Source organism: Sphingomonas melonis (assembly GCF_013409985.1).
GTDB classification, from domain to species: Bacteria; Pseudomonadota; Alphaproteobacteria; order Sphingomonadales; family Sphingomonadaceae; genus Sphingomonas; species Sphingomonas melonis_A.
Map to the genome: position 1 here is coordinate 47,057 of NZ_JACCBY010000005.1, position 20,842 is coordinate 67,898.

The window sequence follows — 20,842 nt, forward strand, 5'->3', positions numbered from 1 at the left end:
GTCGGGATCAGTTGTGCGACTGCGAATAGTAGGATTGCAACGGCCGTACTTCAAGGGAGGTGACCCCGATTGCCGCCGCAGCCTGCACACTGGCCGGCGCCGTCGTGAAATACGGAATCTTCTGCGCCAGCGCCGCCTGACGGATCGGCTTCGAATCCTTCAGGCTCTGCCACCCCTCGGTGGTGTTGAAGATCAGCGTCACTTCGCCGTCCATGATCCGGTCGAGGATGTGCGGCCGACCCTGCGCCACCTTGTTGACCTTCTCCACCGTCAGCCCGACGGTTTCGAGATAATCGGCGGTGCCGCCGGTCGCCAGCACCTTGAATCCGTGATCGAGCAGCATCCGCACCGCCTGCACGATATGGGGCTTGTCGCCGCTCTTGACGCTGACGAACGCCGTGCCGCCGGTCGGCAGCACCGTGCCCGCGCCGAGCTGCGACTTGGCGAAGGCGGTGGTGAAGTCGGGATCGATCCCCATCACCTCGCCGGTGCTCTTCATCTCGGGCGACAGCACCGGATCGATGCCGGGGAAGCGGTTGAACGGGAACACCGCTTCCTTGACCGCATAATAATCGATGTGGCGGTCGATCGGCGGCAAATCCTTCAGCTTCTCGCCCGCCATCACCCGGCTGGCGATCTTGGCGATCGGCACGCCGATCGCCTTGGCGACGAACGGTACGGTGCGCGACGCGCGCGGATTCACCTCGATGAGGTAGACCTCGCCGTCCTTGACCGCGAACTGGATGTTCATCAGCCCCTTGACCGACAGGGCATGCGCCAGCGCCACCGTCTGCCGCTCGATCTCGGCGATCGTCTCGGGGGAGAGCGAATAGGGCGGGATCGAACAGGCGCTGTCGCCCGAATGGACGCCCGCCTCCTCGATATGCTGCAACAGGCCGGCGACGACGACATCCTCGCCGTCGCAGATCGCATCGACGTCGACCTCGATCGCGTCGCGCAGATATTGGTCGATCAGCACCGGGCTCTCGCCCGACACCTGCACCGCGGTCTGGATATAATCGTCGAGCTGCTGCAGCGAATCGACGATCTCCATCGCCCGCCCGCCGAGCACGTAGCTCGGCCGCATCAGCACCGGGTAGCCGATCCGCTCGGCCGCCGCGACCGCCTCGTCGCGGCTGCGCGCGAGGCCGTTCGCCGGCTGCTTCAGGCGCAGCTTGTTGACCAGCGCCGCGAACCGCTCGCGATCCTCGGCCAGATCGATCGCATCCGGGCTGGTGCCGAGGATCGGGATCCCCGCCTTCTCCAGCGCCCGCGCGAGGTTGAGCGGCGTCTGCCCGCCGAACTGGACGATCACCCCGACCAGCTCGCCGCGCGACTGCTCGACATGCAGGATCTCCAGCACGTCCTCGGCGGTCAGCGGCTCGAAATACAGGCGGTCGGACGTGTCATAGTCGGTGCTCACCGTCTCCGGATTGCAATTGACCATGATCGTCTCATAGCCCGCATCCGCTAGCGCGAAGCAGGCGTGGCAGCAGCAATAGTCGAATTCGATGCCCTGCCCGATCCGGTTAGGACCGCCGCCCAGGATCACCACCTTGCGGCGATCGGAGGGCATGCTCTCGTCCTCGGGCTCGCCGAAGCTCGGCGCCTCATAGGTCGAGTACATGTACGGCGTCTTGGCGTCGAATTCGGCCGCGCAGGTGTCGATCCGCTTGAACACGGGCCGCACGCCGAGCCGGTGACGCAGCGCGCGCACCTCGTCCTCGGTGACGCCGCCGGTCATCGCCACCACCGCCTCGTGGATCAGCCCCGATCCGCGCGCGATGCCACGCTCCATGCCGCGCAGGTTCGCCGATTTCAGCGCCAGATAGGCGAGCCGCTTGTCGCTGAACCCCATCGCCTTCAACCGGCGCAGGCCGGCGGCCTCGATCGGCAGGCCGTTGGTGCTGACCTCCTCCTCGGCGGCGACGATCTCGGCGAGCCGTTCGAGGAACCAGGGATCGAACTTGGCGATCGCGTGGATCTCGGCGACGGTGAAGCCCTCGCGCAGCGCCTGCGCCGCAGCCAGCAGCCGGTCCGGCGTCGCCACCGCCAAGGCCGCCTCGATCTCGGCGCGCGGCGCACCGACGAGGCGCTCGACCGCGTTGAAGCCGGACAGGCCGGTCTCCAGTCCGCGCAGCGCCTTCTGCATCGATTCGTGGATGTTGCGGCCGATCGCCATCACCTCGCCGACCGACTTCATCGCGGTGCCGAGCACCGACTCGGCCCCCTTGAACTTCTCGAAGGCGAAGCGCGGGATCTTGGTGACGACATAGTCGATCGTCGGCTCGAACGACGCGGGCGTCGCGCCGGTGATGTCGTTCTCGATCTCGTCGAGCGTATAACCGACCGCCAGCTTGGCGGCGACCTTGGCGATCGGGAAGCCGGTCGCCTTCGATGCCAGCGCGGAGCTGCGCGACACGCGCGGGTTCATTTCGATGACGACGAGGCGGCCGTCCTTGGGATTGACCGCGAACTGGACGTTGGAGCCGCCGGTCTCGACGCCGATCTCCCGGAGTACCGCGATCGATGCGTTGCGCATGATCTGATATTCCTTGTCGGTCAGCGTCAGCGCCGGCGCGACGGTGATCGAGTCGCCGGTGTGGACGCCCATCGGATCGACGTTTTCGATCGAGCAGATGATGATGGCGTTGTCGTTGCGATCCCGCACGACCTCCATCTCATATTCCTTCCAGCCGAGCAGCGATTCCTCGATCAGCACCTCGGTGGTCGGCGACGCGTCGAGGCCCTTGCGGACCATGTCGACGAACTCCGAGCGGTTGTAGACGATGCCGCCGCCTGACCCGCCCATCGTGAAGCTCGGCCGGATGATCGCCGGCAGGCCGGTGATCTCCAGGCCGGCGAGCGCCTCCTCGACGGTATGCGCGATCGCCGAGCGGGCGCTTTCCAGCCCGATCTTGGTCATTGCGTCCTTGAACTTGAGCCGGTCCTCCGCCTTGTCGATCGCCTCGGCATCGGCACCGATCATCTGCACGCCGAACTTCTCCAGCGTGCCGTCGTGGAACAGCGCCAGCGCGGTGTTGAGCGCGGTCTGCCCACCCATCGTCGGCAGGACGGCGTCGGGCCGCTCCTTCTCGATGATCTTGGCGACCACGGCGGGCGTGATCGGCTCGACATAGGTGGCGTCGGCCAGCTCGGGATCGGTCATGATCGTCGCCGGGTTCGAATTGACCAGGACGATGCGATAGCCCTCTTCCTTCAGGGCCTTGATCGCCTGCGTGCCCGAATAATCGAACTCGCATGCCTGTCCGATGACGATCGGCCCGGCGCCGATCACGAGGATGGAGGAGATGTCGGTGCGTTTGGGCATCAGTCTTCTTTCGGAGTAGGTGCGTCGCCGATCCCGCGGTTCGCCGCGTCGATCATCGCACTCATCTTCTTCATCACACATTCGCGCTTCGCTGGATCACCATCCGGTGGCCCCTTGAAGACGATTTCTCGGCCGCGCTGGACGAGCCATCGGCGTGGGACGCCGCAAGTCTTGGCTATGGCATCCAAGCGAGCGGCGCTGTCTTTCGCAGACGGGGACGACATCGGCATCGCGCTATGCATGGCAAGCGCGAGCAACACGCTCACTGTGCATCCCGTCCGAGCGACCCGACGAACCGCTCGAACAGATACAGACTGTCCTGCGGCCCCGGCGACGCCTCCGGGTGATATTGCACCGAGAACGCCGGCCGGTCGGTCAGCTCGATCCCCGCGTTCGAACCGTCGAACAGCGACACGTGCGTCTCGCGGACGTTGGCCGGCAGGCTGTCGCGCTCGACCGCAAAGCCGTGGTTCATGCTGGTGATCTCAACCGCGCCGTCGGACAGGCGCTTGACCGGGTGGTTGGCGCCACGATGGCCCTGGAACATCTTGGTCGTCGTCGCGCCGACCGCGAGGCCGAGCAGCTGATGGCCGAGACAGATGCCGAACAGCGGCTTGCCGGTGTCGAGCAATTGCCGGATCACCGGCACCGCATAGTCCCCGGTCGCGGCGGGATCGCCCGGACCGTTGGACAGGAAGATGCCGTCGGGGTTCAGCGCCATCACCTCATCGAACGTCGCCTCGGCGGGCAGCACGGTGACCTTCGCCCCGGCCTGGACCAGATTGCGGAAGATGTTGTGCTTGCTGCCGTAATCGATCGCGACAACGTGCGGGCGGACGCCTTCGCCGGCACCGTCGCGGTCATAGCCGAAGCCGAGCCGCCACGGACCGCCCTCGCGGCTTTCGCCCCAGGCGTAATGCGTCTCGGTCGACACCTGCTTGGCGAGGTCCATCCCCTCCAGCCCCGGCCAGCCCTGTGCCATCGCGAGCAACGCATCGAGATCGAACTCGCCGCTCGCCGAATGCGCGACGACGCCGTTGGGCGCGCCGCCGGCACGGATGCGGCGGGTCAGCGCGCGCGTGTCGATCCCGGCGAGGCCGATGCGGGCGTGCCGCTGCATCCAGCCGTCGAGCCGCTCGACGCTGCGGAAGTTTGACGGCGCGGTCACGTCCTCGCGGACGATCATGCCGAGCGCATGCGGCGCGTCCGCCTCGATATCGTCGGGGTTGGCGCCGACGTTGCCGATGTGCGGGAAGGTGAAGGTGATGATCTGCCCGGCGAAGCTGGGGTCGGTCATGATCTCCTGATAGCCGGTCATCGCGGTGTGGAAGCACACCTCGCCGACCGCGGCGCCTTCCGCCCCGAAGCCGCGGCCCCAGGCCACTTCGCCGGAGGCAAGGACCAGAACGCCCGTCGCGCCATCGGGTTTGGCGGGCATGACAATGGGCTTGGCGTCGGCCATGGCTTGGCGGGCACTCCTACAGATTTGGTCAGCTATGTCGCTAAGAGGCGCCCGCTAGACCCCTGCCCCCCTCAGGTCAACCGGTTCACGGGCGGCCGTTCCTCCGCTAGGCTCGACCGCTTCCAGTGTTTCTTCGAGAGCTTCCCCATGATTCGCGACGACATCAAGGCCGCCCAGGTCACCGCCATGAAGGCCGGCGACAAGGAATCGCGCAATGCGATCAGCCTGATACAGGCCGCCATCAAGAACCGTGACATCGAGCTGCGGACCAGCGGCAGCACGCCGGACGACGATGCGGTGGTGGTCGAGGTGCTGCAGAAGATGGTCAAGCAGCGCCGCGAATCGATCGCGATGTACGAAAGCGGCGGCCGTCAGGAGCTCGCCGATGCGGAGAAGACCGAGGTCGCGGTGATCGAACGCTTCCTGCCTGCGCAGATGAGCGAAGCGGACACGACCACGGCGATCCTTGCGATCAAGGACGAACTCGGCGCGACGGGCATGAAGGACATGGGTCGGGTGATGGCCGAACTGAAGGCGCGCCATGCGGCGAGCCTCGACATGAGCAAGGCGAGCGGGCTGGTGAAGGCGGCGCTGTCCTAAGGGATTTGCACGCGGAGGCGCGAAGGCGCGAAGAAGGTTTTGGCGCGCAGAGGCGCAGAGAGCGCAGAGGGGTGGCGTCCGTGAGCCACGCCCCCTTCCCTTCATTCGTCACCCCGGCGAACGCCGGGGCCCATGGGTGCGGTGAGATCCGAGGTGCCGCGCCACCGCTCCACCGGCGCGTCCATGGGTCCCGACGTTCGTCGGGATGACGAATAGGGCAGCGGCAGCTCTTCCTATCGCAAGTGGATCGCGCGCACCCCGTCCTATCGGGGAAGCGCAGCTCTCTTCATCGTAAAGGGATCGCGCGCCCTCCCCATACGCACCCCCTCTGCGCCTCCGCGCCTCCGCGCGAACCAACCTTCTTCTTCTCTTCGCGCCTTCGCGCCTTCGCGCGAACCCTACCTCGTCACCCCGTCGCGTCTTCCCGCGAAACACCCCCAAACCGCCTTGCCGAAACGCCGCGCGAGGCGCATGGTAAAATCACGGCATGAGTCTCTCCCCTGCCTTTCTGGACGAACTGCGTGCCCGCACGTCGTTGTCCGCGCTGATCGGCAAGACGACCAAATTGCAGAAGGCCGGCCGCGAGATGCGCGGCTGCTGCCCGTTCCATAACGAGAAGACCCCGTCGTTCTACGTCAACGACGACAAGGGCTTCTATCACTGCTTCGGCTGCTCGGCGCATGGCGACGCGATCAAGTGGATGACCGACCAGCGCGGCCTGCCCTTCATCGACGCGGTCAAGGAGCTCGCGCAGGCCGCCGGCATGGAGATGCCCGCGCAGGACCGCGCCTCCGCCGCCAAGGCCGAACGCGCCAAGGGCCTGCACGAGGCGATGACCGACGCCGCGACGTGGTTCACCGAGCAACTCAACGGCATCGGCGGCGCCGAGGCGCGCGCCGTGCTCGCCAAGCGCGGCATCACGCCGGAGACGGCGCGCGCCTTCGGCATGGGCTTCTCCCCCGACAGCCGCGGCAAGCTGAGGACCGCGCTCAAGGACTATGGCGACCCGATGCTGGTCGAATGCGGCCTGCTGATCCAGGTTGACGGCCCGAATGGACCTAAGGAGCCCTACGACCGGTTCCGCGGGCGGCTGATGATCCCGATCCGCGATGCGCGCGGGCGGACGATCGCCTTCGGCGGCCGCGTCATCGGCGAGGGCGAGCCCAAGTACCTCAACTCCCCCGACACGCCGCTCTTCGACAAGGGTCGCACGCTCTACAATCTCGACCGCGCCGCCCCCGCCGCGCGCAAGTCGGCGCGCATCCTCGTCGTCGAGGGCTATATGGACGTGATCGCATTGGCGCAGGCGGGGATCAACGACGCCGTCGCCCCGCTCGGCACCGCGCTGACCGAGGCGCAGCTCGAACGGCTGTGGCGGATCAGCGACGTGCCGATCCTCTGTCTCGACGGCGACAGCGCCGGGCAGAAGGCGGCGTTGCGCGCCGCGCACCGCGCAATGCCGATGCTCGGCAACGGCCGCAGCCTCGCCTTCGTCACCTTGCCCGAGGGCCAGGACCCCGATGACCTCGTCCGCGCCGGCGGACGCCAGGCGATGGAGACGCTGCTCCAGCAGCCGCAGCCGCTGGTCGACCGCCTGTGGCACAGCGAGGTCGCCGCCGGCCCGCTCGACACCCCCGAACAGCGCGCCGGGCTCAAGCAGCGGCTGCACGAACTCGCCGCGACGATCGCCGACCCGGCGGTCCGCAAGGAATATGAGAACGAGTTCAAGAACCGCTTCTACGAGCATTTCGCGCCCAAGCGCCGCGCCTTCACCCCTTCGGCGCCGCGCGCGCAGGGCAAGCGCGGCGCCGACGGCCAGTGGAAGCAACCGAGCGCGCCGCCGACCGAGGACGTGAAGGCGTTCCACGCCGCCGGCATCGATCGCGTGCTCGCCAAGGCGATCCTCGCCGGGCTGATCCGCCACCCGGTCGAGATCGCGCGGCACATGGAGGTGCTCGGCAGCCTCAAGCTGATCGACGGCGCGCTCGGGCGGTTGTTCGAGGCCGTCGTCGACGTCGCGCTCGAAGACCAGGCGCTTGATAGCGCGCGTCTGCGCACCATATTGGCGAAATCCGGTTTTGATGCGATCGCGAGCGATCTGTTGAGAGCCGATACGATGCCCTATTCGTTCACGCAAAGCGGCGGCGACCCCGCCCGCGCCCGTGCCGACCTCGACGAAGCGATCGCCATCATGGTGGCCCGCCCCGAAGTGGACATGGCGCTCGGCGAAGCGACTGCCGCGATGCAGGCGAACTTCACCGCCGAGGCGTTCGAACGGCAAGTGGCATTGGTGAAAGAGAAACAGGGCTTGGAGCTTCGACTTGCAAATCTGGTGCAGTCGAACGAAGACGCCCGATCGTTTGGATCCGAGGGTAATTGATGGCGAAGGTTAACGGTAACGGTGGCGATGAGGGTGCGGACGTGACCGACGCGCCGCTGATCGACCTCAATGACGCCGATATCAAGAAGCTGGTCGCCCGCGCCAAGAAGCGCGGATACATCACCTACGACCAGCTCAACGAGGCGCTGCCCCAGGATCAGATGTCGTCCGACCAGCTCGAGGACATCATGTCCGCGCTGAACGAGATGGGCGTCAACATCGTCGAGAACGAGGAAGCCGGCGAGGACGGCGACGAGAAGGAGCAGGCCGAGGACGACGAGGCCGAGCCCGTCGAGGCCGACGGCGACGGCTCCGCCGCGCCCGCGCTCGAGACCAAGAAGAAAGAGACCGTCGATCGTACCGACGATCCGGTCCGCATGTATCTGCGCGAGATGGGCGCGGTCGAGCTGCTCAGCCGCGAGGGCGAGATCGCCATCGCCAAGCGGATCGAGGCGGGTCGCGACACGATGATCCTCGGCCTGTGCGAATCGCCGATCACGTTCAACGCGATCATCGACTGGTCGACCCAGCTCAACGAAGGCACGATGCAGCTGCGCGAGATCCTCGATCTCGACGCGATGCTGTCCAAGGGTCCGTCGGCCGAGCAGGTCGAGGGCGCCGAGGACGACGAATCGGGCGAGATCAGCGAGAAGACCGCGGGCGCCAGCTTCAAGGAAGAGGAAGAGCCCGAGGAGCCGTCGGCGGACGACGACGACGAGTCCGGCGAGGGCCGCGTGCCGCGCCCGTCCGACGACGAGGACGAGGACAATACGCTCAGCCTCGCGCAGATGGAGGAGACGCTCAAGCCGCAGGCGCTCGAGCGGTTCGCCAACATCACCGCGCTCTACAAGAAGTTCAGCAAGATCCAGCAGGCGCGCCTCGACGCGATGCAGGCGGGTGGCGAGCTGTCCGCGGCGGATGAGCGCAAATACCAGAAGCTGCGCGAGGACCTCACCGCCGAGGTCGAGAGCGTCCAGTTCCACAACGCCAAGATCGAATATCTCGTCGATCAGCTCTATGCCTTCAACCGGCGCCTGACCGCGCTGGGCGGCCAGATGCTGCGCCTCGCCGAGCGCCACAAGGTCAGCCGCAAGGACTTCCTCGACCGCTATGTCGGCCACGAGATGGACGACACGTGGCTGCAGTCGGTCGGCAAGCTCGACAAGAAGTGGACCGCCTTCGCCACCAACGAGGCCGACGCGGTCGACCGTATCCGCGGCGAGATCAGCGAGATCTCGCAGCAGACCGGCATGGCGCTCACCGAGTTCCGCCGCATCGTCAACATGGTGCAGAAGGCGGAGCGCGAGGCGCGCATCGCCAAGAAGGAGATGGTCGAGGCGAACCTGCGCCTCGTGATCTCCATCGCCAAGAAATACACCAATCGCGGGCTGCAGTTCCTGGATCTCATCCAGGAGGGCAATATCGGCCTGATGAAGGCGGTCGATAAATTCGAATATCGCCGCGGCTACAAGTTCAGCACCTATGCAACCTGGTGGATTCGCCAGGCGATCACCCGCTCGATCGCCGATCAGGCGCGGACGATCCGCATCCCGGTGCATATGATCGAGACGATCAACAAGCTGGTCCGCACCAGCCGTCAGTTCCTCCACGAGCAGGGCCGCGAACCGACTCCGGAGGAAATGGCCGAGCGCCTGTCGATGCCGCTCGAGAAGGTGCGCAAGGTGATGAAGATCGCCAAGGAGCCGATCAGCCTCGAAACGCCGATCGGCGACGAGGAGGATTCGCACCTCGGCGACTTCATCGAGGACAAGAATGCGGTGATCCCGGTCGATGCGGCGATCCAGGCGAACCTCAAGGAAACGGTCACCCGCGTCCTCGCCTCGCTCACCCCGCGCGAGGAGCGCGTGCTGCGCATGCGCTTCGGCATCGGCATGAACACCGACCATACGCTCGAAGAGGTCGGCCAGCAGTTCAGCGTGACCCGCGAACGCATCCGCCAGATCGAGGCGAAGGCGCTGCGCAAGCTCAAGCATCCGAGCCGCAGCCGCAAGATGCGCTCGTTCCTCGACCAGTAACGCCGCCGACATTCGCATGCACGACAGGGCCGCCGGAGACGATCCGGCGGCCCTTGTCGTGCCTGCGGCAGGCTGCGTCGGCGACGTTCTGCACCGCTCATCGCACGGCAGCGGTCGTGCCAGTTGCGTTCCGTTTGTCGCAGCATAGAGACACCTCAACCCGCGCGAAAGAGCGTGGAGGACGAGGACGCTTCCCCCGTGCCCCCGGCCGCTAGGGCGGCACCCCAGATTATAAGCGATACGAGGGCGGGGAAGCGGCAATGACCCAGCCCCTTCTCACCACCGGCCAAGCGGCCACGTACCTGGCGCACCTTCGAGGACTGGTGACTGCGTGGTCGTGGCCCTGATTACCGACTGGTCGGCCGTAGGTTGGTGCGCTACCATGCGGACGATCTGGAGCGGTTCGTAGAGGACGGTGCCCGTATCAACACTGGGGGCGGCAAGCCTAACACCGACTGCTAAGCCTGATGCCGCTCTCCTGCTGCTGTTTAATGTCTATAAACCTCCCACCAACTCTGCTTGGTAACAATGGGGCGGGGAGCAAGAGGCGGCATCGTAAGATCGTTTAGCGGGACACCGTTGCGCAAAGTTCGGGAATCTTCCAGCAACTCGCCTATGTAGCTTTGCAGAGCGCCAAGGCGGTCCCTGTAAGCCACCAATTCAGTGACGCTGATCGTCGCACCGAGTACACGCAGCGCACCGCCCCGCGCCACCACCCCCGCAACTAAAGCCTCGCTAGCTTCATCGGTCGTGCGAAACGTCAGCGGGCCGTGCACGTAATGATTGCGATACTCACGTTCCCGGTCGAAGAGCATACCGCAATGCTTCAGATGGGCTTCCCGCGCGGGAGCATGATCTGCCGATACTGCAATCATAGCGTCCTTGAGTTGAACTGGGGTGAGGTGGGCGATGAGGCTCCACAACCTCCCTTCCGAAGCTCCTAGATGGGTCGCTCGCTGTAGTAGCAACCGGAAGGCTTGCTCGACGTGGTTCCAGAATATGACCACCTCACCCAAGGCCCCGCAAAGCTCATGCTCGTGCGCCGTTAGGTCGCGAGCCCACCCCATATACCCCCCGTCAAAGCGCCTCTTGCTAGAAGGCCGTGCTGTCCATGCTCCCGTTTTGCCTCCGCGCCGTCAAGCACGGCAATACAGCTCTCAGGCGGTGCGCCCGAAAACTTGCAAAGTCAGTATGTCAGAGTGGTGCCGCTTACAGGACTCGAACCTGTGACCCCCGCATTACGAACGAAATGCCTCCTCCGCTTTTCTGCGGTTTGCGGGTCGTTCTAGCCATCTAGGCGCGGGCAGAAAACGGCAGATTTCCGTCGCGATTTTCGGCTCACACCGGAGCCGCACCGGAGCCGCTAACCGGCCTCCATCGACATCAGCGCCCCTGACCGGGGTGCATCGCTCCATGCAAGCGCGCGGCTGAACCCCGATTCAGCCGGCGCTTTCGTGCGCCCATCGACTTCCCGCTCGGGAGCCGACACGATGTCGCTTACCTTTTCGTCCGACGCCGCCCAAATCGCCCGCCAGACACGTCAGACCCTAAAATCCGCAACGGCCAGCCTGACGGGCAAGCGGCGTGGGCCGGACCCGCATGTCCGGCGCGACAGCGTCGACGTCGATCACCCGGACGCTCAGGTTTGGCGCAAGATCGAGGACGGCTCGAAGGGGAGCGGGTTGGCCTGGGCCGACGCGCTGTTGCAGACAGCCGAGGAATTCGACGTCGTTCATAAGAAGCATGGATCCCGTGGGCCGCTGCAAGCGAATGGCATCCGCGTCCTGAAGGCGATCCTTCGTCGCGCGCTCGATTTTGCCACCGGACGATCGGAGCCGGAGCTGCTGACGATCGTCAAATGGACCGGCCTATCTAAGCCGGCCGTCGTAGCAGCGCTCGCGCGCCTGCGCGATCATGGGTTCCTCGACTGGATACGCCGCAGCATCCGCGTTGGCGAAAAGGGGCAGCCGGGTCCGCAACGCAAGCAGACGTCGAATGCATATTTCTTCAGCCTCGGCCGCATGCGCGATCGCCACAAAGGAGTCTGGCAGCGCTTCCGCCAGCTGCTCGCCCGTAAACTGGCCAACGCGACCGCGAGGAGCGGCCGACCACCCGATAGCCCTCCCCCGGCACCGGCGTTCTCTAGCAGTCCTCTGGGGGCTGCCTTGGCCAGCCTCGGCGCACGTATCGAGAGCGCGAGTTCATGAAGCTGTCCGTATCCCTCTTAAGGGTTGAAGAGATGAGGAATGAACCCGCTTAGGCGGGTCCATACGCTGTAAGAATGGATCTGCGCCGGCAGATCCATGCAATCCCGTTGCTCCCCCATGCCGAAACCGCTCGGCCCACGAACCCGCTCGCGTAGATGCGACTGTCGGTGCGTGGCGGCTTGCGCCGCCCCGGGCTGCCGGAGGGGGAGGAGCACGAACCGTGCCGATTGACCTCCTCGGCTACCTTGGCGAAAGGTCGCGCTGACAATGAGTAAATCGAAGTGGTCTATGCTCCCGGGCGGGGAATGGGAGGATGCCCGAGCCGCAAGGAGGTGGTTCCGCAGCGAATGCGAACGTTTGCAGTGGAGCACCCGCGATGTCGAAAAGGCATTTGCGGCTACTGCGTACCTAAGCGACCTCTATGTTGGCCCCGGCGGGGGCGACTTATTCCGGAGACCAACCGAAGCCCGGCAACGGAAGTTCCTCGCAGGCGGTGAGGAAATACCGGACTGGATGTACTGGATCCCCCTCGTCATAACCCATGCGGATATCAGGGCCGGTCAGGTGCGAATTTTCGAAGCTGCCGATTGGGCTCTTGCGAATGTTCCCCACCATCGCGACAATCGCGACGTAGAATAGAAGCACCGCGGCTGGCATTCGGTTGCTTAGGCGTCCAGGGCATCACCCCACGCCTGGAACAAATCCCGCCGGCGGCCGAGCTGCGTGCTCCGATCGTAAGCGGCCGCGACCTTATCTGTCGGGGAATGTGCCAAGGCGCGATCGATCGCGGCGTGCTCGGTTGGCAATTGCTCGTTGAGGATGGTGGCGAACGTCGCGCGCCAGCCGTGCGGGACGTGGCGACCGCCGAACCCCGCGCGCACGTAGAGCGCGCGGATCGCCGCCTCTCCGATCGGCTGGCCGGCGCGGCCGGGAAAGATCAGCTGGCGCATATACGCATCCTCCTGATGCATATTCGCGTCCGATCGATGCATAGCGCGCCGCGATCGGAGCAGCTCGGCCGCCTGCCGGGATAGCGGGACCAGGTGGTCGTTCTTCGCGTCGAGCTTCTTCACGGCGCGGAGCTTCATCCGCGCGGCCGGCACGCGCCAGAGTGGCGCCTCGCCGTCGAGGTCCTCGATTTCCGACCACCGCGCGCCGCGCACCGCGGCGAGGCGAACCGCGGTCAGCGCCAGAAACCGCGACGCGTGCTTCACAACCGGCGACACGTCGACCAGCTCGGCCGAGGCGAGCAGCTCGCGCGCCTTCTCGATCTCGAGCAGCGCGGCGTGATTCCTCGCCGGCGCCGGGGGGGTAAGCGCGCGCGCGACGATCGCGGCCGGATTGCCGTCGACCAGGTCCTCGGCCATCGCATAGGCGAACACCGCCGAGATCCGCTGGCGAACGCGGCGCGCGGTCTCTAGGCTGCCGCGCTTCTCGATCAAGCGTAGCGCGTTGAGCAGCACCGGGACGGTGACCGCGCTGATCGGCATCTCGCCGATCGCGGGGAAGACGTCGCGCTCGAGGCTGGCGAGCACGTCGCCGGCATGAACCGCCGTCCAGCGCGCCAGCATATGACCGTGCCAGCGCCGGGCAATATACTCGAAAGCACGAACTTCGGAATCGGCGCCGACGCGCGCCTCGCGCGGATCATCGCCGCGGGCGAGCTGCGCGCGCGCCGCGTTCTGCTGCTCCCGCGCCTGCTCGAGCGACACGTCGGGAAAGGCGCCGATCGTCAGGACCTGCTCCCTGCCGGCCAGCCGGAAACGCCACCGCCAGGAGCGGAGACCCGTCGGCGCGACATAAAGGTGCAGGCCGCCCTGGTCGGTGAGCTTGTAGGCGGCCGCGCGTGGCCGTGCGGCTTTCACCGCAGCGTTCGTAAGCATAGGGTGTCTCGCTATCTTGGGAGAGCCGGAAATGATTATTCGGAACAACACTGGCGGCATGGGTCGGGCAGTGCCGCTGACGAACATGGCGTATGCGCAGCAGTTTCAGTCTGGCGATTGGGAAATCACCTCGTCCACCGGCGAACGGTTCAGCTTTTCAGACGCTGATTGGAATATTGCGATCGAGACACCGGTATCGGTGTGGCCGGCTCAGCCGAGCACTTACCTTGTCACCCCCCGTGAGGATGATGACGGACCGCTTTATTGGCGAACAAATATCCTGGCTTGGGGGATTTGCGCCGACGGCGTGCTTCGGCCGATTACCACCGATCCGCACGACGATAATAACAGCTGGACGGTCTTACATCCCGATGGCCGCGTCGAGACGAGCCGAGGTGACGGCTACGAGAACATCGACGACTGGCTGGCAATCCACCGGACCTCGCAATCGGCAGCGTGATCTATCCGTAGCGGCGGAGAGACCCTCCGACTTCCTCAGGCGTCGCATGCCGATCCACGCCTCGTTCCCGCCTTTCTTCCTCCCACCCGCGGCCTGCGCCCATAGTCACGAACGAGTTGCCTGACCGCCACCATTCTGTGAGACATAGCGAGCCACTGATTTGCGCCGCTCTAGCGGTGCGCGTTCTATCGAAGGACCTTAGATGTTTCAGCTTATCACTAGCCCGTATTCGCTGAGCACCGAGACCGAAACGGAGATTGCTGAGGAGTTAGGGCAAATTGAAGAGCGGGTAGCGCTTCTAAGACGGATTGGAACGCTGAGCAACCAGACGGTACTGGACTATTACGGACAGAAAAGATTCGAGCAAGTCGCTGAGTCTAATGCTCTTGAGGGAAGCACCCTATCTGTGGGTGAAACCGAACTTGCTGTGATGAAAGGTATAACCATCACTGGGCACGACCCGGCATACGTCCGTGATGCCATCGCTTTAGACCGAGCGCTCAGCAGAGTGGTTGAAATTTCTCGCATTCCGAACCGCCCCACAGATATCGAGCAGCTACTTGAGATTCATCAGTTACTGCTTGGCGACCGTCCCGGCGCCGGGGTGTTCCGCAAAGAACCCGTGCGCATCAAGGGAGCGGCGCATACTCCTCCTCGCGGCTGGTCCGAGATAATGACCGGCATGGAGGTTTGGGAGCGGTGGTCTCAAGCAAACGCTTCTGCTCCAGCACCATTCCGGGCCGCTGTCCTTCACGCATGGCTCACGCATGTTCATCCATTTATCGATGGCAATGGAAGAGTGGCGCGGGCAATCGGTAACTTAGAACTAATAAGAGCCGGCTATCCACCAATCATCATAAAGAAGAAGGAACGCGATCAATACATCGAGGCGTTGGCGGAGTCAGACGCAGGCGGCGATCTACGATCATTCCTGAACCTAATATTTGGCCGCACCACGGCAGCTATAACTGGGCTAGAGACTGCCGCGAAGAAGCTTGAAGGGTACAATCCGGCCGTAGAACGCTTACGGAAGCAACAAGAGCAGCAACTTGCCATTTGGTCGACAGGAGTCAAGCTACTTGGCACGATAATCGAACACAACTTGACCCGGCATTTGGAGCCAATGCGGGGTCGGGTATTATGCAGGATATTTGAAAATTATCTAGACACCGATGATTATGTGAGCCTCTGCGCAGGAGATAGCATCTCCGGGGGGTGGTCATTTATAGTTAACATTGAGGTTCCGGGGATAGGACGCCTAGAGAAGCTTGCCTACGTTCAGCATCGAAGCTCAAGACTTTACCAGCATCTTGGGCAACAAGGCGGGCCGTCCTTGTTTTGGTCGCATGTTAATCCGAACGGCTATCCAAAATGGGCGCGAGACCTTGAAAATTCGCCGTATGCGATCGAGGTTACGACTCGCCAAGGCAGCGGCGATGAGTGGATAGCTCTGTTAGCGAACGGAACCATAGTAGAGTGCAATACGACCGAACTAGCTACCCGATTTGCTGATGCGTTGATCGCTCAGGTCTGAGAGCTGCTGATTAGCACGGCGGAGGAACCCACCGCCTTGCGGCGGAGAGACCCTCCGCCGCGGCCGAGCTAATCCGCCCCGTCCGCGGTCGACAATACCCGGCTGCGGTGGTGACGGTACCCGCGTCCGCTATCGCTCATTGGCGGACATCGCAGGAGCCTAATGATCAGGCGCTATCACCGTTGGCGAAGGCGTGGAGCGTTCGCCCCGATGATCCCGCAATCGATACCTGCTCGCGTATTCGCGCCGCTGTTTAGTAACTTCATATAGGACGATACCAGAACTCGTTGCGAGATTGAGGCTCTCAACCATGCCGAACATGGGGATGCTGATGCACATCTCGCATTGCTCAACGGCTAAGTCACTCAATCCTCTCGCCTCATTTCCAAACCAGACTGCCAGCTTTGCGTGCTCGGCAAAATCTGCTTCGTGAAGATAGCGATTTGTCTTGCCCTTCACATGAGGAGAAGTAGCGACCGAAACAAATTTGCTTTTCGCGAGATGTGCGAGGCACTCTCCCGTGCTGTCAAATCTCTTCACAAAAGTCCATTTTACGGCAGACACCGATAGCTTGGATAGCTTTGGCTCCCCGCGCAGGTCCTGCCAGTCATCAGATAGGACTCGGCGAGGGTCTACAACGTAGACCTTCTCCGCGCCCAAGGCGTCCACATTGCGAATAACGGTGCCGATATTCCGGGGATTTTCTGGCTCCTCGATTACGACGATCAAGTTTTTGCAGCGAAATGCCTTGATCGCATCAGCTCGCACTCGCACCGGCCGCTTAGGCTTCACCGTTTCTTCTGATGCCACTTCGATCCTCCGCTGAGCCTACTGCCATAGCGGAAGGCTGAGGCGGGGGCCACGCGCCGCTGTGTGTCCGCTGAGCTCCCATAAGCGGACATTCCACCAACGCCCAGGTGCGGCCGTGAAGCGGCGGAGACACCCTCCGCCCGCGGCTACGTGCCACCTCCCTATTTGCTGATGTGATACCCGGCCGCGGTGGCGCCAATACCCGCTACGTGATCTGCCACTAGCAGCTAAGCCCGGCTGCGCGTACACATGACGAATCGAATATGGGAGATAGCGAAATGTCTGCTGCACGTATGACCTATTTGATCATCATCCCTGCGCTGATTGCAGTGCTCCTGCCGGTTCTCAGCATAGCGTTTCCTAACGCTCTGAAGTCATCAGCAACGCTGAACATTGCGCTTTTGGTCAGCATGGTGATTGTGGCAGCGTATGCCGTGGGCGTGACTCTGCTGGCTTTGTCCGATCATCGGCGCGTTTCCGCAAAGCTTCTCCCGACCCGACGTTAAGGCGGTTGTGATGTGAAGCCGATCTTTCGGCTTCGCTCACAAGCTGATGTTCAGGGCGGAGGCACCCTCCGCCGCAGCCACGCTTTTCTGCCGTTCCCGAAGGCTCGATACCCGCAGGAACGGCGGTCAATACCCGCAACCTATCGGCGGTTGCGGATGATCAGCTCGGTCACCTTGGCGCCGGCGCCGGCCGACTTCGCGCCGATCGTCCAGGTCGTATCGACTTCCTGGATCTCGAACGCCGCGAACGCTTCCCGAATGAACGGCGTGTCGTTGATCGAGATGATGAAGTCGCCGGCGATCGTCGCCAGCTGCGCAGCCATGGCGACATAGTCAGCCCGGGAGAACTCGACGCCATAGCCGGTCGTCTCATCGTAGGGCGGGTCGAGATAGAACAGAGCGCCGGCGCGATCGTACCGGCGGATGACCTGGGCATATCCGAGCTGCTCAACGATCACCGGCTCGAGGCGGCGGCTGAGCAGCTTCAGCTCGCCGCGCAGCTTGGCGAGGTTGAAGCGGGACGGGGAAGCCCGGTCGACGCCGAAGTGCCGACCGATCACCTTCCCGCCGAACGCCAGGCGCTGCAGATACAGGAAGCGGACGGCGCGCTCGATATCGGTGAGCGCGGTCGGGTCGATCGACTTCTGCCGATCGAATTCCGCTCGGCTGGCGATAAGCCAGCGCAGCTCGTCCACGAACGGCTCGTAATGCCGGCGCACGACGCGGAAGAGGTTGGCGACGTCGCCCGACAGGTCGTTGATGACCTCGACGGACGGCCGACGCGATCGGCGCAGGAAGACGCCGCCCATGCCGACAAAAGGCTCGATATAAGCCTTGTGGGGCGTCTCATCGATCAGGGCGCACAAACGTGCGGCTAGGTTCCGCTTCCCGCCCATGTACGGCGCGGGCGGGCGGGCAACGATAACAGGATCCATGGTGGTTCGTTCTTCATGACGAGGACGCTCGGCTAAGCACGTCATGTTGGCCGCTGATCGACGCGATCAGCGGAGCCCCGGCCGGTCGGCCGCGGGATGGGTGTGGCGGCGATCGCCGCGGAAAGCTGGAAGGGTCGCTGCGCGACCAACCGTCCGGCCGGACCGGGTGGTTAGCCGCGCAGGCCCTGGGATCTACGCCCCGCGTATTCCCCCGAAGGGTCTTCTATTCAGCGGGCCACCCGGCGAACCGGAGACCCAGGACGAACCGCGCGCGCGGGCCCGACCTTGCGGCTACGCTCGGTGGGCGCCGCACCTATGGCACGGCGACAGCCGCGCTGGAAGAGTCAGGCGACGGCGCGGACGGTGGCGATCATCATGTTGCGGGCGGTCGAGCTGCGCTCGAGCGTCAGGATCTCGACTGCGTCCGCATTGAGCTGGCCGGACGCCGGCAGCCGCGCGATCGGCACGTCGCCGCGGTAGGCGACCTCGATCAGATCAGATCCTGCGCGCGTCCGTATTCCGACCGGCCCTTTGTAGAACGGGAAGTCGGCCACGGCCTGGCCGCCATTGTCGACGACGCCGGTGATCTGGTCGGTCATTGCTGCGCTACCTTTACGATGATGGTTTTCTGCTTGGTGCGATACGGCGTCGAGGTCGTCTTCACCGTCAGCTCGAGGCCGAGGTCAATGCCGGTGCCGGAGAATGCGGCGGCACCCAACAGCGCGGGATCGACCGCGAGCCAGAAGCGCAGCACCAAGCCGGTAAGTGTTGGCGCTCGGCCATCTTCCGTCATGATCCGCAGCCCGGCCGCGGCGCCTTCAGCCGTCACCGCAAAGGTGAAAGCGGCGACGCCTTCCCCAGGCATCAGCATATCGTCTGCGCCCTGCCCGATCGTGGTTTCGAAGACGTCGATATCAGCAGGGTCGATCACCTGCGTGAACGCCTTAGCGGTGGGCGGTAGGGCCATAGGTTTCCTCCGGGTCGGGATCAGATCGTGAGGCGGCGCGTCCCGATGCTCGACAGCGTCAGGCGGCGGCTTCCGGTGGTGGTTAGGTTGGCCCGGCGGGCGGTCGGTACGACGATGGGCGCTGACGCCGTTCCGAGGATCATGATCGCCGGCTGCAGCGCCACGGCGAAAACGCCAGGTGAAGCCGCGAGACGGCGCGCGAGGCGGATCGTGACTAGCTGCCCGAGCAGCTGCAGCGCGGCGGGTTGTGCGACCAGCCGGCGACTGGCCGCCAGCCTCATCGCCTGACCGGTCAAGATGAACTGCGCGCGCTCTGCGCCGATGCTCAGCTTCCCGACCTGCCGGAGTTCGGCCGCCCGACCTGATACGGCATAGGTTGTGGCCTCAGCGATCAGCCGGCGGTCGGTACGCAGGCGTGCCGGCTGGCCCGTGCAGCTCAGCGAGCCGCCAGCTGCTGGCAGCGTGTAGCCGTGGAGCAGATTGGCGGGACGCCCGGTCACCGTGAACGACGCTCCCCCCATCAACAGGACTCGCGTTCTGGTGAGGCTGGCGCCGGCGCTGGCGATAGCAAAGCTGCCTGGCCCGGCCGCCAGGCGGCGGCCGGCGAGCGGCCGCACCGCTTGGCCGGTGAGCAGCACCATCCCCACCGACGTCGGCAGCGTATGACCGAACAGGAGGTTCGCCATCTGGCCGGTGATGACGATCGCGCCGGCGCCTGCGCTGAAGGTCGGGCCACCGGATACGGTCGGTTGCGCGTTCTTCCACCGGTGCCCGGCGGGCAGCTGGGCGACCAGGTTCCACCGCCAGGCATAGTAGCCTTCGAGCAACGCGCGCTCGTCGGCCGACAGCGTCCCCTTCCACAGACAGATCTCCTGGACCGGGTTCCGCCAGGGATCGCCGTTGATGCTGCGGCAGATCCAGAACGTCGATCCTGTCGGGGTCGACAGGACGTTCTTCTGCGCGGCTTGGACGGTCCCGCCGTCGATCCACTGCTCGGCATATCCGGTGGCTGAGATCGAGGAGATGAAGAGGCGCGTGTACCCTGGCCAGGTGACGTTGCCCTGGACGTCGTTGCCGTAATAGCCCGACGACACCGCGTTCCCGGTGGCTGCGATCGAGCGCGCCTTATTCTGGTTCGCCGAGCCGTAGTAGAACATGGTCGAGTAGGTGTTGCGGTAGGCGATTACGGTGCCGACGCCGGTCATCGAGCCAGCGTCACCGCCGATCGGCAGTGACGCCGGCGCCGCCCCGCTGAGGAACTGTGAGTCAGTCGTCGGGAAAACAGCGGGCAGATTGTTGTAGGTTGAATAGGGCGGCTGGTTTGCCGCGGTGGTCTGCGTGACGCCCCAGCCCCCGACCTTGCTGCGCCAGGCGCTGACGCCACCGCCGCTTTCGACGGTCAGCGTGGAGGCGTCTTGCGCGTCGAACCACCCGACGAGGGTCGCCGACGTCGCATCGGACGGAAGCCAGGGGCGGGCCATATCAGGCCTCGGCCGCGCCCGTCTTACCGCCGAGCGCGCGCGAGATCAGCGCGCGCGCCTGGTCGATGTCGAACAGGCCGTCTTCGGCCGCGCGGATCCGCGCGTCGAGCGCCGCCATCTTCTCCTGGGCATCGTGCGCGATCGCGTCACGCTGCTCGCGGACCGGGCCTGACGACGCGAGGATGGCGTCGCGCTGCTCGCCGAGCTCGGCGAAACGCGTGCGCAGGTTCTCAGGATTGAGGTCCATCTA

Annotated in this window: 18 protein-coding genes; 7 read left to right on the top strand and 11 right to left on the bottom strand. The window is 64.6% G+C overall.

Annotation, left to right across the window (positions count from 1 at the left end; translation table 11 throughout):
* Positions 1-7: 7 nt before the first annotated feature.
* From carB to carA, 3 genes are read right to left on the bottom strand one after another with little or no spacing between them, the layout of a single operon-like run.
* Entirely contained in the window at positions 8-3,331 is a 3,324-nt protein-coding gene (gene carB / locus HD841_RS15455; RefSeq protein ID WP_179509794.1) for a carbamoyl-phosphate synthase large subunit, read from the bottom strand.
* Positions 3,331-3,597 (bottom strand): hypothetical protein, encoded by a 267-nt coding sequence (locus HD841_RS15460; protein ID WP_179509795.1) that lies wholly within the window; start codon positions 3,595-3,597, stop codon positions 3,331-3,333. Before HD841_RS15460 ends, carB begins: the two co-directional genes overlap by 1 nt.
* Entirely contained in the window at positions 3,594-4,793 is a 1,200-nt protein-coding gene (gene carA, locus HD841_RS15465; protein WP_179509796.1) for a glutamine-hydrolyzing carbamoyl-phosphate synthase small subunit, read from the bottom strand. The genes HD841_RS15460 and carA overlap by 4 nt, the downstream gene beginning before the upstream one ends.
* 147 nt (positions 4,794-4,940) lie before the next feature.
* Here carA and HD841_RS15470 point away from each other — a divergent pair, with 147 nt between their 5' ends.
* The 3 genes from HD841_RS15470 (at position 4,941) to rpoD (ending at position 9,809) form a co-directional block, all read left to right on the top strand.
* On the top strand, positions 4,941-5,393 hold the full coding sequence (locus HD841_RS15470; protein WP_179509797.1) for a GatB/YqeY domain-containing protein: 453 nt from the start codon (positions 4,941-4,943) through the stop codon (positions 5,391-5,393).
* A 487-nt stretch (positions 5,394-5,880) separates the two neighbouring features.
* Entirely contained in the window at positions 5,881-7,773 is a 1,893-nt protein-coding gene (dnaG, locus tag HD841_RS15475) for a DNA primase (protein WP_179509798.1), read from the top strand.
* Positions 7,773-9,809, top strand: a complete 2,037-nt coding sequence (rpoD, locus tag HD841_RS15480; RefSeq protein ID WP_179509799.1) for an RNA polymerase sigma factor RpoD — start codon at positions 7,773-7,775, stop codon at positions 9,807-9,809. Before dnaG ends, rpoD begins: the two co-directional genes overlap by 1 nt.
* Before the next feature lie 488 nt (positions 9,810-10,297).
* Here rpoD and HD841_RS15485 read toward each other — a convergent pair whose 3' ends face one another.
* Positions 10,298-10,732, bottom strand: a complete 435-nt coding sequence (locus HD841_RS15485; RefSeq protein ID WP_179509800.1) for a hypothetical protein — start codon at positions 10,730-10,732, stop codon at positions 10,298-10,300.
* Between the two features lie 567 nt (positions 10,733-11,299).
* On the opposite strand from HD841_RS15485, the gene HD841_RS15490 reads away from it, so the two are divergent.
* Positions 11,300-12,016 carry a hypothetical protein gene (locus tag HD841_RS15490; RefSeq protein WP_179509801.1) on the top strand — a complete coding sequence of 239 codons (717 nt, stop codon included), beginning with the start codon at positions 11,300-11,302 and terminating at the stop codon, positions 12,014-12,016.
* A gap of 665 nt (positions 12,017-12,681) precedes the next feature.
* Here HD841_RS15490 and HD841_RS15495 read toward each other — a convergent pair.
* Positions 12,682-13,986, bottom strand: coding sequence for a tyrosine-type recombinase/integrase (locus tag HD841_RS15495; RefSeq protein ID WP_257015643.1), 1,305 nt, complete (start codon positions 13,984-13,986; stop codon positions 12,682-12,684).
* On the opposite strand from HD841_RS15495, the gene HD841_RS15500 reads away from it, so the two are divergent.
* Both HD841_RS15500 and HD841_RS15505 read left to right on the top strand, forming a co-directional pair.
* Entirely contained in the window at positions 13,970-14,359 is a 390-nt protein-coding gene (locus HD841_RS15500; RefSeq protein ID WP_179509802.1) for a hypothetical protein, read from the top strand. The two genes, HD841_RS15495 and HD841_RS15500, sit on opposite strands and share 17 nt — an antisense overlap.
* Positions 14,360-14,561: 202 nt before the next feature.
* The gene (locus HD841_RS15505) at positions 14,562-15,893 is read left to right on the top strand and encodes a Fic family protein (RefSeq protein ID WP_179509803.1); all 1,332 of its coding nucleotides are present in this window, start codon (positions 14,562-14,564) and stop codon (positions 15,891-15,893) included.
* 159 nt (positions 15,894-16,052) lie between these two features.
* Here the strand turns inward: HD841_RS15505 and HD841_RS15510 are convergent, their stop codons facing one another.
* Entirely contained in the window at positions 16,053-16,703 is a 651-nt protein-coding gene (locus HD841_RS15510) for a TrmH family RNA methyltransferase (RefSeq protein WP_373563046.1), read from the bottom strand.
* A 278-nt stretch (positions 16,704-16,981) separates the two neighbouring features.
* Between HD841_RS15510 and HD841_RS15515 the strand changes: the two genes are divergently transcribed.
* On the top strand, positions 16,982-17,209 hold the full coding sequence (locus tag HD841_RS15515; protein WP_179509804.1) for a hypothetical protein: 228 nt from the start codon (positions 16,982-16,984) through the stop codon (positions 17,207-17,209).
* Positions 17,210-17,349: 140 nt separating this feature from the next.
* Here HD841_RS15515 and HD841_RS15520 read toward each other — a convergent pair whose 3' ends face one another.
* The 5 genes from HD841_RS15520 to HD841_RS15540 all read right to left on the bottom strand — a co-directional run bounded on the left by HD841_RS15520 (position 17,350) and on the right by HD841_RS15540 (position 20,839).
* On the bottom strand, positions 17,350-18,189 hold the full coding sequence (locus tag HD841_RS15520) for a DNA adenine methylase (RefSeq protein ID WP_306455790.1): 840 nt from the start codon (positions 18,187-18,189) through the stop codon (positions 17,350-17,352).
* 299 nt (positions 18,190-18,488) lie between these two features.
* Positions 18,489-18,743, bottom strand: a complete 255-nt coding sequence (locus HD841_RS15525) for a hypothetical protein (RefSeq protein WP_179509805.1) — start codon at positions 18,741-18,743, stop codon at positions 18,489-18,491.
* Positions 18,740-19,111 carry a hypothetical protein gene (locus HD841_RS15530; protein WP_179509806.1) on the bottom strand — a complete coding sequence of 124 codons (372 nt, stop codon included), beginning with the start codon at positions 19,109-19,111 and terminating at the stop codon, positions 18,740-18,742. Before HD841_RS15530 ends, HD841_RS15525 begins: the two co-directional genes overlap by 4 nt.
* A gap of 20 nt (positions 19,112-19,131) precedes the next feature.
* Positions 19,132-20,592: a hypothetical protein gene (locus HD841_RS15535; RefSeq protein ID WP_179509807.1), complete on the bottom strand. Its 1,461-nt coding sequence runs from the start codon at positions 20,590-20,592 to the stop codon at positions 19,132-19,134.
* A 1-nt stretch (position 20,593) separates the two neighbouring features.
* Positions 20,594-20,839 carry a hypothetical protein gene (locus tag HD841_RS15540; protein WP_179509808.1) on the bottom strand — a complete coding sequence of 82 codons (246 nt, stop codon included), beginning with the start codon at positions 20,837-20,839 and terminating at the stop codon, positions 20,594-20,596.
* Positions 20,840-20,842: the final 3 nt, after the last annotated feature.